Origin of the sequence: Faecalicatena contorta, assembly GCF_001404335.1 — a bacterium.
Classification (GTDB): domain Bacteria; phylum Bacillota; class Clostridia; order Lachnospirales; family Lachnospiraceae; genus Faecalicatena; species Faecalicatena contortus_B.
Genome location: NZ_CYZU01000006.1, coordinates 17186 through 34403, shown reverse-complemented (window position 1 = coordinate 34403; position 17218 = coordinate 17186). Strand labels below are relative to the sequence as shown.

Annotated in this window: 11 protein-coding genes; 8 read left to right on the top strand and 3 right to left on the bottom strand. The window is 47.4% G+C overall.

Annotated elements, in window-relative coordinates; all coding sequences use genetic code 11:
* Positions 1-279: 279 nt before the first annotated feature.
* The 4 genes from ARB69_RS04450 to ARB69_RS04435 all read left to right on the top strand — a co-directional run bounded on the left by ARB69_RS04450 (position 280) and on the right by ARB69_RS04435 (position 10062).
* A complete protein-coding gene (locus tag ARB69_RS04450) occupies positions 280-1155 on the top strand; it encodes a carbohydrate ABC transporter permease (protein ID WP_055151374.1) in 876 nt (291 codons plus the stop codon).
* On the top strand, positions 1148-1978 hold the full coding sequence (locus tag ARB69_RS04445) for a carbohydrate ABC transporter permease (RefSeq protein WP_025655876.1): 831 nt from the start codon (positions 1148-1150) through the stop codon (positions 1976-1978). Before ARB69_RS04450 ends, ARB69_RS04445 begins: the two co-directional genes overlap by 8 nt.
* A gap of 34 nt (positions 1979-2012) precedes the next feature.
* A complete protein-coding gene (locus tag ARB69_RS04440; RefSeq protein ID WP_055151371.1) occupies positions 2013-4139 on the top strand; it encodes a glycoside hydrolase family 36 protein in 2127 nt (708 codons plus the stop codon).
* Between the two features lie 79 nt (positions 4140-4218).
* Positions 4219-10062 (top strand): LamG-like jellyroll fold domain-containing protein, encoded by a 5844-nt coding sequence (locus tag ARB69_RS04435; RefSeq protein WP_167702482.1) that lies wholly within the window; start codon positions 4219-4221, stop codon positions 10060-10062.
* A 106-nt stretch (positions 10063-10168) separates the two neighbouring features.
* On the opposite strand, the gene ARB69_RS04430 is transcribed toward ARB69_RS04435, so the two are convergent.
* Positions 10169-11854, bottom strand: coding sequence for an ABC transporter ATP-binding protein (locus tag ARB69_RS04430; protein WP_055151365.1), 1686 nt, complete (start codon positions 11852-11854; stop codon positions 10169-10171).
* Positions 11855-12059: 205 nt separating this feature from the next.
* Between ARB69_RS04430 and ARB69_RS04425 the strand changes: the two genes are divergently transcribed.
* From ARB69_RS04425 to xylB, 3 genes are all read left to right on the top strand, one after another.
* Positions 12060-12821, top strand: coding sequence for a DeoR/GlpR family DNA-binding transcription regulator (locus ARB69_RS04425; protein ID WP_025655880.1), 762 nt, complete (start codon positions 12060-12062; stop codon positions 12819-12821).
* A gap of 133 nt (positions 12822-12954) precedes the next feature.
* A complete protein-coding gene (locus ARB69_RS04420; RefSeq protein ID WP_050640684.1) occupies positions 12955-13626 on the top strand; it encodes a fructose-6-phosphate aldolase in 672 nt (223 codons plus the stop codon).
* Positions 13627-13647: 21 nt separating this feature from the next.
* Entirely contained in the window at positions 13648-15126 is a 1479-nt protein-coding gene (xylB, locus tag ARB69_RS04415; protein ID WP_050640683.1) for a xylulokinase, read from the top strand.
* A 102-nt stretch (positions 15127-15228) separates the two neighbouring features.
* Here xylB and ARB69_RS04410 read toward each other — a convergent pair whose 3' ends face one another.
* Both ARB69_RS04410 and ARB69_RS04405 read right to left on the bottom strand, forming a co-directional pair.
* Positions 15229-15435, bottom strand: a complete 207-nt coding sequence (locus ARB69_RS04410; protein ID WP_050640682.1) for a hypothetical protein — start codon at positions 15433-15435, stop codon at positions 15229-15231.
* Between the two features lie 2 nt (positions 15436-15437).
* Entirely contained in the window at positions 15438-15872 is a 435-nt protein-coding gene (locus ARB69_RS04405; RefSeq protein WP_197278214.1) for a hypothetical protein, read from the bottom strand.
* Between the two features lie 248 nt (positions 15873-16120).
* Between ARB69_RS04405 and ARB69_RS04400 the strand changes: the two genes are divergently transcribed.
* Complete coding sequence (locus ARB69_RS04400; protein ID WP_050640680.1) at positions 16121-17152, top strand: ArsR/SmtB family transcription factor; 1032 nt, start codon at positions 16121-16123, stop codon at positions 17150-17152.
* Positions 17153-17218 lie beyond the last annotated feature (66 nt).

The window sequence follows — 17218 nt, the reverse complement described above, 5'->3', positions numbered from 1 at the left end:
CCAAAGGGCACCCCGTAACGCATGCCCTTCGGGCGGTTCTGCAGCAAAGCTGCAGAACAATGTATGGCTGGGAGAATGGCTTTTGTCGGCCATTCTCCTTTTTTATGACATAGGAATTCCTCCGGGAGGATGCACACGCCGCGATAAGATATATAGCCGCAAAGCGGCATCGCGGCGGCACCAAAGTGTGCAAGCCCCTCATGAGTGAGAGGGTGGGGCGTTGAGGTGGGCTTGCCCACTTTGTTATACAAAAAATACTTAAAAAGTTAGAGGCGAAATATGTATAAGAAAAAATTATATGGGATGAGGTTCATACTGCCTGCATTTATTTTATATACAGTTTTGTATATTATCCCAACCATTGCAGGAATGGTAATCTCAATGACAGACTGGAATGTAACACGTCCGGATATACAGTTTATCGGTCTGCAGAATTTTGTGGACATCTTTACATCAAAGGGCGGGAATTATCTGGCAAGCATAGGACACACGTTTGAGTTTACGGTAGTTACCGTCATTTTAAAAACACTTTTGGGCTTAGGCCTGGCGCTTTTGCTGAACAAGGGCCTGAAGAGCCGGAATCTGTTTCGGACGATATTCTTTCTGCCCTATGCGCTGGCTCCGCTGATTATAGGTATTACATTTGTATCAGTTCTCAAGCCCAACGGACCGCTGAACATTATTCTGGAATCCCTGGGGATGTCTGGGCTGACGCATTCCTGGCTGACGGAGAGCGCCACTGCCATGGGCTCCACGATGATGGTAGAGGTGTGGCGGATGGCAGGCTGGAATATGATGATTCTCCTGGCGGGCCTGCAGATGATACCGGAAGAGTATTACGAGGCAGCATCCATAGACGGCGCCGGGGCATGGAAAAAGTTTACAAAGATCACGCTGCCGTTTCTGCGTCCGTCATTGATGACAGTGACCGTATTAAATACAATCCACGGCCTGCGGGTATTTGACATCATCTACTCATTGACAGGCGGAGGACCGGGCGGCCTGACGGAGGTCATTAACACGCAGGTATTCAAAGAATTCGGCATGGGCCGTTATGGAATGGCGAATGCGCTGAATGTCGTCATATTCCTGATGACAGTCATCATAGCGGTAGGGCTCCAGAGAGCGCTGAGCGGAAAGGGGAAAAATGAATAAAAACAAAACATATAAAAACCTGAGAAAATTACTGAAGTTTCTGTTTATTGCCGCCAGCAGCTGCATCATACTTGTGCCGATCTATTTTATTGTGGTGAATTCCCTGAAAACAGTGGAAGAGTCCAGGATGCTGAGTTTCAGTCTGCCAGAAGTTTTCCAGTGGGGGAACTACCTCGAGGTAATCAAAGCAGGATCCCTGGTGCGGGCTTTTGGCAACAGCATGCTGATGGCAGGTGTGTCTACGGTGATCGCTGTTCTGGTCTCTTCTATGGCGGCCTATGCCTTGAGCCGACGGCGTTCAAAGGCGCATAACAGGGTTTATCTGTACTTCTTTATGGGGCTGATCGCACCCGTGAATTATGTTACCACACTGTTCACCTTAAAGTTTCTGCATCTGCAGAATACATATCTGGGGATTATCCTGGAATTTGCGACCCTGGGAATTCCATTCCTGGTGTTCCTGTACTATGGATTTTTCGATAATATCCCCCGGGAACTGGATGAAGCGGCTGTCATAGATGGATGTACCCCGTTTCAGTTATTTTTCAAGGTCATCTTTCCGCTGCTGAAGCCGGCAACCATAACGGGGATCGTTCTGAATTTTCTGGGTGCATGGAATGACTTTGTCACACCGCTGTATCTCCTCAGTGATAATAAAAAACTGGGAATGACAAACTCAATCTATAATTTCTTTGGCGAGCATTTCAATGACTGGAATATGGTATTTGCGGACATTATCCTGACAATCGCGCCGATCTTAATCATCTATATCTGCGGACAGAAGTACATTGTCAGCGGAACGGCCGGCGCGGTTAAGGGGTAAGCAAGCCCCAAAATAAAAATGCGGGGAGAAGACTATGAAACAGTGGGATTATATATTAGGCGGTATAACCTTGCGTTATATCCGGGAGGATTTGACAGGCCATATTTCCATGGTGCTGCTGCCAGAGGGGATGGATTCCTGCTTTGAAAAGAGAAGAACCGAAATGAGAATGCGGAATAACATCTGCAATGCATGGGATATAGGGGCGCTCTGCCATCTGTCTCTGCGCCATCATGCCCAGGGAAACGGTGCGGGCTGTACACTGAAATATGGAGAGAGTACAGAGAAGCTGCGGTATAAGAGCCAGGAAAAAACGAAAGAAGGAAATGTGGTCCGCATTATTACCTTATTAGAGGCCGAAGAGGGGTACTGCGTCAGGCATACGGTGACATATACCGAGGGGGAAAGCGGCATTGAAGTGGAAAATGAGTTTCAAAACCATTCGGAAAGACCCTTTACGTTAGATATGATGACCAGCTTTTCTTTGGATAATCTGAGTCCTTTTCAACCAGATGATGCGCCGTATCAGCTGAGGCTGCACCGATTCAGAGGCGGCTGGAGCCTGGAGGGAAAGCACCAGGCGGATACAGTGGAAGAACTGAACCTGGAAGGCACCTGGTTCCGGGCATTTCCAGAGAGTGAACGTTATGGCTGCCTGGGGGCCCATACGGTAAAGCGCTGGTTCCCGTTCGGATGCGTGGAAGACCGGGATGCGGGGGTATTCTGGGCGGTTCAGATGGAAGCGGCCTCCTCCTGGCAGATGGAATTTTCAAGGGACGGAGACTGCTATTCCTTATCCGGAGGCGTGGCGGACTGTGAGTTCGGCGGCTGGTGGAAAAAAATATCTCCAGGCGGGAGCTTTCTGGCCCCAAAGGCATATATAAGCGTAAGCTCCTGCGGACTGTGGGACGTGTGCCAGAATATCACGGACATGTTTCATAAATATGCGGATCTGCAGCCGGATTGTGAAAAGGAACTTCCGATTCTTTTTAATGAATGGTGTACAACCTGGGGGAAACCTACCGAAGAGGAAATACTCATTTTGGCAGAAAAATTAAAAGAAACGCCGGCAAAGTATCTGGTGATTGATGCCGGGTGGAGCAAAAAAGAGTGCGAAGACGGGGACCCTCAGGGCGGAAACGGGGAATGGGAACCTGATCAGGATAAATTTCCGCATGGCCTTAAGTATCTTTCACGGTGCCTTAAGGACGCAGGACTTCGAACAGGGATCTGGATGGAGTTCGAGGTGACGACAAAGGGGGCAAATGTGCACAGCGGCACATATGATTCTATGCATTTATACCGGAATGGGGAGGTGATACAGACAGGGGGAATCAGGCGCTTCTGGGACTTCAGGCAGACGGAAGTTACGCAGTATCTGAAAGAAAGGGTGCTGGATTTTCTGAGGGAGAACGGGATCCAATATCTAAAGGTGGACTACAACGGCTCCATCGGATACGGGTGCGACGGTGCGGAAAGCCCGGGTGAAGGGCTGCGGCAGCAGATGCAGGCGGTTCACCGATTCTTCGGTATGCTCCGCAGGGAATATCCGGAGCTGGTTATTGAAAACTGTGCGTCGGGAGGACACCGGCTGGAACCCTCCTTAGTAAAACTTACCGCCATGAGTTCCTTTTCCGATGCGCATGAGTGCCGGGAGATTCCGTATATAGCGGCAAACCTTCATCAGCTGGTGCTGCCCAGGCAGTGCCAGGTCTGGGCGGTGATCTCTCCTGAACTTGAGCTGCAGGAAATCCAGTACCGCCTGATTTCCGGAATGCTGGGGCGCTTCTGCCTGTCGGGGCCCGTGCAGGATTTAAACGCGGAACAATGGCAGGAAGTGAAGGACGCCATGCGTTTCTACGGGAAGGCTCGGGAAATCATCAAGAAGGGAAGAAGCAGGCTTGTGCGGACCGGCAGGAACAATCAGCACCATTTGGAAGGCGCACAGATTTTATTTCGGGAAATGGAAGGAAAAGTATTAGTGATATATCATGCTTTTTCGAATCCTCCGACCAGCATCGGGGGGATTCTGCCGGAAGGAAAGTGGAAAATAACAGACGCTTTTGGCAGAAAATGCAGATTAGAACTTGGAAAGGAGGAATTAAAGATCTGGCCGCAGGACTCCTGGGAGGCCGGGGCGGTCTATTTGGAAAGAGGTTAAGGAAAATGGCTGCTGTTAGACAATTGCACTAATTATGAGACGATCTACCAGAATTATGAGGAAGGAAAAGGAGATTAAGGTGAAATCAAAGAAAATAAAACGCACGCTGCCCGTGCTGCTTTCGGCTGCACTGCTGTTCTCGTCGTTTAATACGGCGGCTGCCCCGCTGGGGACAGAAGAAGCGGTGGAACCGGCGGCGCTGGTAAACGATGGATTACTGATTGATTTTGATATGGATTCACTGGAAGGAAATTCGATACTGAATAAGGCAGATGGCAAGGCTTATGCGGTTTTGGGAGATAATCCTGCACTGACAGACGGAAAAGACGGACATGGCAAAGCGCTGCTGATGGACGGCAGAACAAATTATGTAAACCTGGGGAAGGATTACCAGGTTACAGAGAATGCTCTTACTATAGCCGCCTGGGTAAAACCGGACTCTGCACATAGCGGTATGATGCGGATCTTCGGAAGAGGGAGAACCGCGGTTACCGGAGAAAAGGAACTTTCACTTTATATGCGGCAGAACGGGGCTTTGGAAGCACAGTGCCCGGAATGGTCCGCATCAGATCCCGGAACAGTAACTATGGATGAGTGGCAGCACGTAGCAGTCACGAATGACGGCACAACACAGAGACTCTATCTGAATGGAGCCGTTGTAAAAGAGGAAACATGTGCGGGGCCGACAGAGAAATGGGATTTGGATCTCTTATTAGGTTCCTGCTGGAATACGGATGCATCGGCAGTATTTTCTGACCATTTGTTCCAGGGGGGAATGGATGATGTAAAACTCTATTCCCGTGCTTTGTCGGAGGAGGAGATTCAAACGCTGGCCGATATTGATAATGGCGGTGGCGGCGGAGAAGGCGGCGGAGAGGACATTGAACTGCCGGACGCGCTTTATGAATTTACCATGGATGAAGTCAAAGACGGAACCGGAGAGCTGGAAGGCCAGAAGGTGATCGTCAATCATGCGGATCAGAAAGAATATCCCATCTACGGAAATTACCGGGTGGACGATTTTGGTATTTACGATAAGTCCATTGAGTTTGACGGAGCCACCACCTATGTTGATATCGGAAGGCCGCCAATACATACGCAGTATACGTTCGAGGCCTGGACGAATATTGATAATTCATCCGCCAATTCCCTGAATAAAATATTCGGCAGGGATAAAACAACGGTGCCGAGAGATGCATTTTATTTTTGTGTAAGGAATAACGGAAATATTGAGGCAGAAATCAGGGATGATGTAAACAACGGCTGGATGGAAGCGGGGGCGGGATCCTATGAGTTTAACAACTGGAATCATCTTGCCCTGACCTGTGACGGAAAAGTTTACAGCCTGTATTATAACGGAGAATTGATTGCACAGGAAACCTTTGCGGAAATGGACCTGGACACCAATCCTCTTTCCATGCTGATTGGCTGCGGATACAATAAAGACGGTACAGGTCTGTTTAATGGACATGCCTTTAAAGGAAGAATGGATGATGTACGCATTTATGACAAAGCGCTGACCGCAGAGCAGATTAAAAAGAGTACGGAAGGAATCAAAGACAGTATTCCGCCGGAAGTAGTCAGTATCTCTCCGGCAGAAGGCAGTCTGCTGAGTGTAGAAGGAAAACTCAGCATCGAATATAATATGAGTATTGCACTGGGCAGTGAAAAGCCGCAGATTCTGGACAAGGATCAAAAGCCGGTTCCTGCAGAAGCAGTGGCGGAAGACCGCAATGAATCCGTGGAAGGCACAGAAACGCTGGTAGTCTATCCGACTGAAAAGCTGAAAAGCGGTATGAATTATACCTATCATATACCGGCAGGCGCAGCGGTGAATGCGCAGGGAACCGTGAATCAGGAAAAAGAGTGGACCTTTTCTGTCTCAACTGACCTGGCTGGTGATTCGGAAAATAGTGATTTAAACTACTGGGCTTCCGGTGATGTCGATGTTCCTTCTTCCATAGAGAAAAAAGAAGGGAAATTGATTCTTTCTAACGGGCTGGTGGAAAGAGTATTTGACATCGGGAAAAATTTCCAGACAATTAGCTATAAGAATCTGTACACTGGACTGGAACTGCTGAATACGGAGGATCTGCAGGCAGATGCGAGCATTACATTAAATAAAGAATATGCGGATAATTCGACGCAGGGCGATCAGTTATTCTACATTGGCGGTGAGAATCAGGATGTTTCTTCCTTCCAGTTTGTTGATTATGAGATTGAAGAGAAAACAGAAGAGCCATTCCACTGGGAATGGGACGAAAGAATTTCTCCGGAATCCATGAAGGATACACAGTGGCCGGCGGCAGGCAAAGCGCTGGTTGTAAACTACAAAGCTCCAAAAGGAATTGACAAGGATTTTGCAGATGTGAAAGTCCAGGTGAGATATGAGATCTACGACGGCATTCCTTCCATCTCCAAGTCCATACATGTAACCAATGAAGGAAAGAACGACGTAATCGTTGATAAAATGGAAGTGGAAATACTTCCCGTACCTGTCACTCTGAAAGATGCTCTGTATGTAGAGGGAACCATGAACTCCGGCAATGAAAACCATGACCGGAATAATGGGAAAGAGCGCTACAAGCAATGGGAAGATGTAGATGGTACGAATGGAAAAATCATCAGCCGTTATGCGGCTCCCGCGGGTGATAATACGATCGCCGCAGGCATGGGATATGATACCGGGAATATCGGGCCGAATTACCGCCTTGCCAAAGATGAGACTTTCGATTCCTATAAAGTGTACCAGATGTTCTACTCGAACAGTTATTATGAGTGGCAGATGATGGAAGTAAAGAAAATGTACCGGGTGCTGTTTCCACAGACGGCGGATGCCCCATTAATTTACCATATTATCAGCTCCGACGATGCAACGGTCAAGAAGGGAATTGACCAGGCGCACAATGCAGGATTCAATATGGTACTGCTTTCCTTTGGCTCAGGGGTCAATGTGGAAGATACCTCTGCATCCAATATTGCAAAATATAAAGCGCTCTGCGATTATGCCCATGAGAAAGGAATGCTGCTTGGTGCGTATGTGATGCAGGCGGCGCGCGGCGGCAGTGAAAGCTTCAGCGGATGCTGGGGAACCATGCGCTGCATGTGCGGAACGGATGCCCATGAAACGCTGGAGAGCACGCTGGAATTCATCGACCAGACAGGGCTGGACTGCCTGGAGGTTGACGGAATCTATCCGGGGGCAATCTGTACGGCCACAAACCACAGCGGACATGAGGGCGTGGAAGATTCCCAGACAAAGCAGTGGGAATACGCAGTACATGATTTTTACAGAGAATTAAGGGCTAGAAATGTATATATCAATTCTCCTGACTGGAACTTTACGGTCGGAGCCAGCATGGCGGTTATGGGCTATCAGGAGCCAGGGTTTAACGTAACGCCATGGAGGCAGCTGATTTACGGCAGGGAAATGGCTTATTACGGTACATTTGAGAAAATTCCGGCGATGGGCTGGACTCTGGTGCCTCTGTCACCATATCAGGGCGGTTCGGATTCTTCCTTCTGGCCGTATGATGAGAAAATTATGGCCTATGATTTTATGATCGGCATGAATATGATGTATGGTATTACAGGTTCCTACCGTGGAGGGAACGGACTGTATCAGGGAGAAGTTTCACAGAATGTAATCGAGACCTGGGGAGAATTATATAATAAGTATAAGGACATCCTTGGGGAAAGCGTTGTTCACATCGCACCTCCGCTTGCTACTAGCGATACCAGCCTGACTACAGATGCAATAGACGGCATCATCCATGTGGACAGTGACGGAGTGCAGAAAGGGCTGGCGGCCTTCTTCAACCAGACAACGGAGACCGTGACCCAGACCGTAAAAATTCCGCTGTATTATACCGGACTGACAGGCCTTGCATCCCCTCCGGCGCCGGTGGAAGGTTCCCATTACCGTGCAAGCGGTGTTTTTGCGGAATTGGTCAAGATGCCTGAAGTACCGGAGATTCCGGAAGTGAATGCTGTTCCTACAGAGAACGAGGCTTATGTATGCATAGGGGATATGAATGGAAAGAAGTATACCATCGACAGCAACGGAAATATCGAAGTCGAGCTGACATTAGAGCCGAATACTTATACATGGCTCACGGTATATGATCCTGAAAATATCCCGGAAGACGCGGCTAAGACCGTTGAAATTCCGGCACCGGATCATGCATCGGTAAAGGAAGCTGCATCGGATCATGCGTCACTAACCTGGGATCCGGTACAGATGGAAGGACGAAATGTAAAGGAATATCATATCTACCGAAACGGGGAATATCTGGATAAGACCTTTACGAATGAGTATGTGGATACCACACTCGCGGCAGAGCAGGAATATGAATATAGTATCATGGCAGTCCATAATTCTGTGGCAGGTAAGGGCGCGGCAGTCAGGGTAAGCACAATGGCTGATGAGACCGCACCGCAGGCTGTATCAGCAAAAGCAGTTTCTAAGAACCAGATTCAAGTTACATTTAACGAATTTACAGAAAAAGAAACCACAGAAAATATCCAGAACTACACAGTAGAAAACGGATCCGTTATTAAGGCGGAGCAGGGAACAGACGGCAAATCCGTCGTTCTGACGATAGAAGGAACGCTGGAAGCGTTTAAAGAGATCAATATATCCGTAAACCACGTGAAAGACCTGGTTGGAAATGAAATGACCGAAGAGAATGTTCTGAAGGTTGTATTCGGATACCTTGGAGAGTATAAATTCGAAGAGGAAGAAGGCAATACGGCCCAAAACAGTAAAGGCGGCATAGAAGGAACGATCCAGGGGGCAGTTGCACGGACAGAAGGTATTGAGGGACAGGGACTTTTACTGGACGGAGCGACTTCTTATCTGGACTTGGGCGATATTCTGAAAGGGAACGGAGAATATACGCTTAACGGCTGGATCAATGTTGAAAATACGGATGGTTCACAGGTCATAGTGGGCCGAGAGCGGGATTCCTATGACAGTTGGAAATGGAAACTGTATATTGAAGATGGTCAGTTGAAATTCAGCATGAATAACGGAAAAGGCGCTTACCCGGGACACGAAGCAGACGGAGAGATCGTGATGCTGCTGGAGAGCGGGCAGAGTGTAGTAGAAGCCGGAAAATGGCAGCAGTTTGCTCTGTCACAAAATGGCGATACTGTTACACTTTATTTAAACGGTGAAGCCGTTGCCGAACAGACCCAGGAAGGCATTTCAAATGCCCTGACACCTTATACCACATGGTTTGGTGCAATGCGGAATAATGCAGGAGGAGAACCGGTTCTGAATCTGAAAGGAATACTGGATGAAGTCAACGTATATAACACTGTATTAAATGGGGATCAGGTAAAAGAGCTGTATAATCTGCATGCCCAGCCCGTAGATCCGGACCCGGACAAACCAAACCCAGACGATCCGGACCCGGACAAACCGGATCCAGACCAGCCAGACCCGGACAAACCAGATCCGGACCAGCCAGATCCGGATAAACCAAATCCTGATCAGCCCGGATTTGATACATCCATATTATCAGACCTGATTGAGAAAGCAAAGGCAATCAAGAGTGACGGTTATACGCAGGAAAGTTACAATGCACTGCAGGATGCAATTAAAGCGGCAGAGGATGCACTTGGAAAAGTGAAGACAGACGATGAGCTGAACCAGGCTGTTGCTGAGCTGCAGAAAGCGGTCGATGGATTAGTGAAGGAGGGCACAGATCCGGGAAAAGAGCCTGGAGACAAGCCGAACCAGGGCGGTTCCAATTCGAATAAGCCTTCCGGAGGAAACGGAAATTCCGGCGGAACATCCGCGAAGACAGTAAAGACTGGGGATGAGAGCGGGAATATGATCGCATTGTGGGGAATTTTACTTGCATGCGCAGGAGCCGGAATAGTGATCGTAGTAAGAAAAAAATATAAAAGGCAGTAACTTGAAGGCAGGAAGATTGTAAAAAACAGGGCTGTGCACTTGATTAGTGTACAGCCCTTTATCAGTGTGTACGGCAGCGGTAAAGTCGCAGACAAAGAAAAGTATCCTAAATAAAGTTGATATCTGCAGATTTAAGGTGAAAAATATCATCGTATCTGTTTTCCAGATCCGGGTTCATATGGTGAGTGATGGTGATAACCGTAAGTTCCTTCTGTTCAAGCAGCCGGCTCTCAATTTCATAAGCGGTCTGCTGGTCCACCGCGGAGGTCCCCTCATCAATGATAAGGATCGGGGTATGGCGGATGAGCGCCCGGGCCACTGCCACACGCTGACGCTGGCCGCCGGACAGGAGGCTGCCGTTTTCTCCAACAGGAGAGTAGATGCCCTGGCTGAGTCCCGGCAGAAACTGGCTGACACCGCTGTTCTCCAGGGCAGCTTCCAGTTCCTCCTTCAGAAAACACTCTCCCAGGCAGATATTGGTGTAGATATCCGCATCAAACAGGAACACATTCTGATGAATTACAGAGACCAGACGGTTCAGCTCAGACTGCGTGAAATCCGTCACGGACCGCCCGCCATAGCAGATTTCTCCCTGGAAACCTCCGGAATATCCTGTCAAAAGCTTGATTAATGTTGATTTGCCGCAGCCGCTCTCACCCAGAAGGGCATACTTCTTTCCGGCTTCGATGCAAAGATTTAAGTTCTTTAAGACGTCCGGGCCGTCCTGATAATGAAAAGTAACATCATGGCAGACGAGGGAGTCCCGGAAAACAGCAGGTCTTTGGACTGCTGTCTTCTCTGCGTTTCGAGAGGGCTCCGGTCTGGAGGCGGGTGCGCTTGGGATGACAGAGTCCGGCAGCTGCCTGCCCGCCTCTGCATATTGGGCAAGGTGCTCCAGAACGGGTTTCATACTGGAGACCTTGGGAATATTCTGCATCAGCATGACGACCGGGGTTACAAACATGCTGCTCAGCTGGATGAGGGCCAGCAGAGTACCCATGGTTATCTGTCCTTTCAGCAGCAGATATGCAGCGGCGAATACGATAACAATCACGCTTAGAGAAGAGAGGATGTCGGAAATACATTCGTTGACGGCCAGAAGTGTATCCGCAGCAAACTTCTTTTTCGCGGTTTCCTTATTGACGGTGCGATATTTTTTAAATATATAAGAATGCATGCTGTATCCGCGGATGACCTCATATCCGTTCAGGTAATCTTTGGCTTTCGCCGTGAATTCAGCCAATTTTTCCGAGTAGGCATCCTGTCGTTTCTGCATCTGCTTTCCGAGCAGTGCAGGAATCAAAAACATAAGGACCAGGAAAACCAGCAGGATTCCTGTGATAACCGGACTTAGATAGAACAAGATTCCAAGCGTAGACAGGAACAGGACGACCATCTGGGAACAAAGCATGAGGGGAGTCAGATAATTTTCCTCCACCAGCTTTACGTCATTCACCAGTGCCGAAAGATAATCCGCCGTGTTGCGGGAGGTATATGCGACGGGCTCCTTTGTGATAACTCCTCGGAAAATGTCATCCCGCAGATGACGGGACACATTGCGAAGCAGCAGTTTTCCAAGGAATGCTTCCAGAAATCCCATAATACCAAGGGCTGCCAGATAAATCAGCATGATGATAAACAAATCGGAAAAACCGCTCAGATCTTTCTGTGTAGCCACATCTATGATTTGCTGCAGCAATATGGAAATGAAAGCCGCGAGTGCGGCATTGATTCCTCCGCTTAAGACAGCGCCTGCCAAAAGGACGCGGTCTTTTTTCTTAAATAAACTCATAAACAGACTCCTTTATAATATGTAAATTTGACTATACTGAAATATATTTCATGAATATAGAATACAATAGAATTTCAAGAATGTCAAATAGATATTATATAAATCGAATTTACAAAATAAGGTTGACTGATAATTAAAAGCGTAATATAATATATTTACAAACGCAATATAAATATATTTCGTTCGAAAGAAAAGAGGAATCCATATGGGGAAAGTTGAGGAAAGACAGGCAAAGATACTCGAAATATTAAGTGAAAAAGGAAGATGCGAGGTTACGGCAATAGCTGAACATTGCCAGGTTTCTCTTGTGACGGTTCGAAAAGACTTGACAGAGCTGGAAGAGCGTGGACTGCTTCGAAGAGAACAGGGTCATGCCATTCTGAATGATGACAGCGATATGAGACGGCGGCTTGCGGTAAACCATTCTACCAAGCTTCAGCTTGCAAAAGCAGCTGCATCGCTCGTGGCAGACGGAGATACGGTGATGATCGAATCTGGTTCCTGCTGCATTCTTCTGGCAGATGAACTCAGCCGGACAAAGCAGAATGTCACCATCATTACGAACTCCACCTTCATGGCAGAGTACATAGGAAAACGCCCAAACGTGCATCTTGTGCTGCTGGGAGGCGATTATCAGGCGGATTCCCAGTCTGTAGTAGGGCCTGTCACTAAGCTGACGGCTCAGGCTTTCCATGTGAAGCGTTTCTTTGCAGGCACGGACGGATACCGGCCGGGAAGCGGTTTTACCGGGGATAACCATCTGCGTGTGGAGACATTAAAAAATATGGCTGATAATGCAGAAGAGATTGTAATTATTACGGAATCCGCCAAATTTGCCAGACAGGGTATCGTATCTCTGTGCTCTCTTGATGAGGTGCAGTATCTGATCACAGATTCCGGGCTTCCGGATGATGTACTGGATGATCTTGTCGATCATGGCATTCATATCATAAAGGCAACTATATAAACCAACTTTATATACCCTAAGGGCATCTTGGGTACCAGTTCAGGTTCGCCTGAACCGGTGCTATCCCATAGCACATGCCCCGCGGGTGGAGCCGCGGTAAATTGCGGAATTTATTAAAAAGGAGATCAATATTATGGAAATCATACTGGACACAGCAAATCTGGAAGACATTCGCAGGTACAACGACATTTATGACATCACGGGAATTACATCCAATCCTACTATACTGGCAAAGGAGAAAGCGGAATTTTTCCCGCTCCTTCTGGAAATCCGCAGCATCATCGGAGAGAAGCAGCTCCATGTGCAGGTGACAGGAAGTACATGTGAGGAGATGCTGAAAGAGGCCGAAGCATTGACAGACAGGCTTGGAAAAGATACCTACATTAAGGTGCCCACTAATGAGGAAGGAATCAAGACGATGAAGGTGCTGAAATCCCGTGGAAACCGTGTGACAGCGACTGCAATCTATATGCCGCAGCAGGCCATGCTGGCAGCATCCGTAGGTGCAGACTATGTGGCGCCATATTTTAACCGTATGAACAATATGAATGTGGACAGTAAAAAAGCAATCGGTGATATGGCATGGCTGTTTGAACACAACCAGATTCAGACGAAGATCGTAGCCGCCAGCTTCAAAAACACACAACAGGTTATGGATGCGCTTATGGCAGGAGCCCAGGCGGTGACGGTATCTCCGGAGCTTTACACACAGATGGTGGAAAATCCGATGATTGATTCTGCAATTGCAGGCTTTGCAGCCGACTGGGAAGCAACCTATGGGGATAAAAGAATTTACGAATTATAAGAAGACAAAGGAGGCATCTACATGGCTCAATATATCATTGCCCATGACCTGGGAACATCGGGGAATAAAGCGACTTTATTCCATATCGACGGCCGCTTCGTAAAAAGCTGTACCATTCCCTATGAAGTGCATTTTTTCGGGAAGAACTGCGCGGAGCAGGATCCTGAGGACTGGTGGGCCGCGGTCTGCCGGGCGACCCAAAATGTAATAGAGGGTATCGAAAAAACGGATGTAATCGCAATTTCCTTTTCCGCGCAGATGCAGGGCTGCCTGTTGGTAGACGGAGAGGGAAAGCCCCTGCGTCCGTCTATTATCTGGGCTGACCAGCGCGCAGTAAAAGAAACGGAACATCTGAACCGCGAGATCGGGTTTGACAGAATGTACGAACTGACAGGCCATCGCCTGAATCCCAGTTATACGCTGGAGAAGATCATGTGGCTGAAGGAACACGAACCCGAGGTATATCAGAAAGCCAGCAGATCACTTCAGGCGAAAGATTATATTCTATTCCGCCTGACAGGCGAGTTTGCCACGGATTATTCGGATGCCTCAGGAACCAATGCCCTGGACCTGGAAAATCTCTGCTGGTCGGAGGAGATTCTGGAAGCCTCCGGTATCCGGCGCAGTCTGCTCCCGGAACTGCACAATTCCACGGACGTGATAGGAAAAGTGACCAAAGAGGCGGCCAAGGCATCGGGATTATGCGAGGGTACTCCCGTTATCTGCGGCGGCGGGGACGGTCCCTGCGCCGCGGTTGGCGCCGGCTGTATTCACGACAACGAACTTTTTGCAACATTTGGGACATCGGCCTGGATCGGCGGAACAACAAAAGAAAAATTCCTGGATGAAGAGAAAATTTTCTTCTGCTTTGCGAATATTATCCCAGGAAAATATATGCCCTGCGGAGCCATGCAGGCGGCCGGAAGTTCGTATTCTTACATACGCGGGCTTTTAGAACCGGGGAGACCATATAGCGAGCTGAACGCCATGATCGAAAAGTCCCCTGCCGGGGCAAAAGAACTGCTTTTCCTTCCGTATATGCTGGGCGAGCGCTGTCCCCGCTGGAATGAAGAGACGAGCGGGGCGTTTCTCGGCATCAAGATGCACCATACAAAAGAGGACTATATCCGTGCGGTAATTGAGGGTGTGGCATATAACCTGGAACTGATCCTGGCTGCCTACAGGAAATACCTGTCTGTCGACTCGCTGATCCTGACGGGCGGAGGAGCCAAAGGGGATGTCGTGTGTCAGATACTTTCGGATGTATTTGAGGCAAAGCTTCGGACCCCGGACCACGTGGAGGAGGCAACCTCCATAGCCGCAGCCGTAACGGCAGGCGTGGGGGCAGGTGTTTACCACAGCTTTGAAGAGATCACCCGCTTCCTTAAAATTCAGAAAGAATATACCCCGAATACGGACAATGAAGCAGTCTACCACAAGATGAAAAAAATATTTGATGCCAGCTATTATGCCCTGGAATCTGTATACAAAATGTTCTGAGCGGGGAATTGGCGGCATGGGAGCGCAAATCCGCCCGCAGGGCATGGATTACGTGCCTTTCGGATAACTATAAAAGCTCTGGATAAACCAGAGCTTTTATAGTTATTCCGTCTGCATTTTTGAGTATTCTTGCGCTTTTTTACTTAACTGCCTGACTCCTAAACCATCATTAAGGTTCGCTTCTCTCCATTTCGTATAATCAAACGGCTCCTTATTCATTAATACAATAAACCGTTCTGCATCAACATATCCCAGATTAGAAATCAAAGCATCCATTCCTTCCTGTTTTACAATTGCATCTGTACGCATAATTATTCCTCCATTTCATTTACAAATATAACCGGGTTCAGAATTTTTATTTCAGGTATTGGGGTATTTATCAATTTTTTATCAGTAGTCAGGTAATAGTCACAATTTGCTGAAACTGCACAAGCAAGGTGGAGAGCATCATATGTTTTAATTCCCTTTTCACTAAGTGATTCTGCAAAAATCAGGATTTCTTCAGATTCCTCGGAGATACACTCTGAAGCTATCTTCCTCCAGGGGCTGATAGCTCGTCGTTTTTCTTCATAAGGATTACGTCCATTTTCGTAGTCTAAAATGTAAGACCATACTAAACCATATAAACCATCCTTTATTTTTGCCTGAATATATAGTTTTGCTTGTGTTTCTAAATGTATTTTAATCTGTGTTTGGTCATCAAAAGGGCGATTGAAGCAACAATTATCTAAATAAATCTTAACCAATATTATCACACTCCATCTAAATAATTTACCTGATGTCATAAGAACTAATCTATATCAATTATTAATTTGTGTAATGCATTTATAGATTTTAATTGTATCTACAGTATAAGGTAAAAATCATCTATATTCAAGCATTTAAAACGCCAAGTTTCTTTTAATAACGTATTTGGCAGTTATTCTTCTGAGCTTGCACTTTGCGTTCCTTGTATGCTATTCTATATTCATGAAATTAAGAACGGGGGAATTTTATGAGTATCGAGATTTATAACGAACTAGATCCGGTATTTGAAATACTGGGGCTTCTTACCATTGCACATGGCGGAGACTGGAAGACAGATGTCATAAAAGCGATGGATGATTATGGGATAGACGGCGAAACATTTTATAATAAACATTTAAAGACAGTGGAAAAATATATAGAAACTTTTCAAAAGTATAAGGTAGAGACGCCTTCCGAGGATTTTTTTTTCCAGAACGCATCGCAGGAATTATTTATGATGGTTCTCACCATGGCAGTAGAGAACCGGAAGTACCTGGAGGGAGAGGAGCAGTTAGATCCCATGAAGCTCAGAAGTTTTATCGCATTTTACATCACCGATACGGTAGAGCATGCCCAGCTGCCTGAGATAAAAGATATGCCCCAGCTGCCCGATGAAAAGTCTATGCTGGAATTTTTGGACAGTGCGGATCTGAAGAGCGAAGAAAAATGGTATGTGCTGGATCTTCTGCGAAGACCCGACTACTGGTTTTCACAGCTGTTTGAGACCATACGCCTCAATATGCCCGCATTCGAGAAAGCCCGTGCAAGCGTTGCAAAGCCACTGGAAAAGCAGCTAAAACGTCTTGCTAAATATGAGAATAACGGATTCCTGAAGCTTGTCAACACATGCGGTGACAATCCCATCGTTTACCCAACCCTTGTATTTCCAATGATTCAGATCGTGCTGTATTCTCACTGCTACGAGGGCATACTGAATGAAGAATTAGAGAAAAACGAGTCGGCATCGATCAGCATAAAAGAGGAAGTTATCCGTCAGTCAAAATCCCTCGCTGACAAGAGTAAGCTGGACATCCTGTGTTCCCTGAAAGAATCCAGCAAATACAATTTAGAACTGGCCGAAGCACTGGATCTTTCCCCGTCCACCACCTCACACCATATGAGCATCCTAATGAGCAGCGGCCTCGTAACCGTTCAGAAAAAAGATGGAAAAGTATACTACTGCCTGCAGGAAGAAAACATAGAAAAATACATCCAGTCCCTAAAAAAACTGCTACTATAGGGGGGGACGCCTGCGTGGATCGGGAGTGAGGGCTTCTCAGGGGACACATCCGGTGATTTCAGGGGC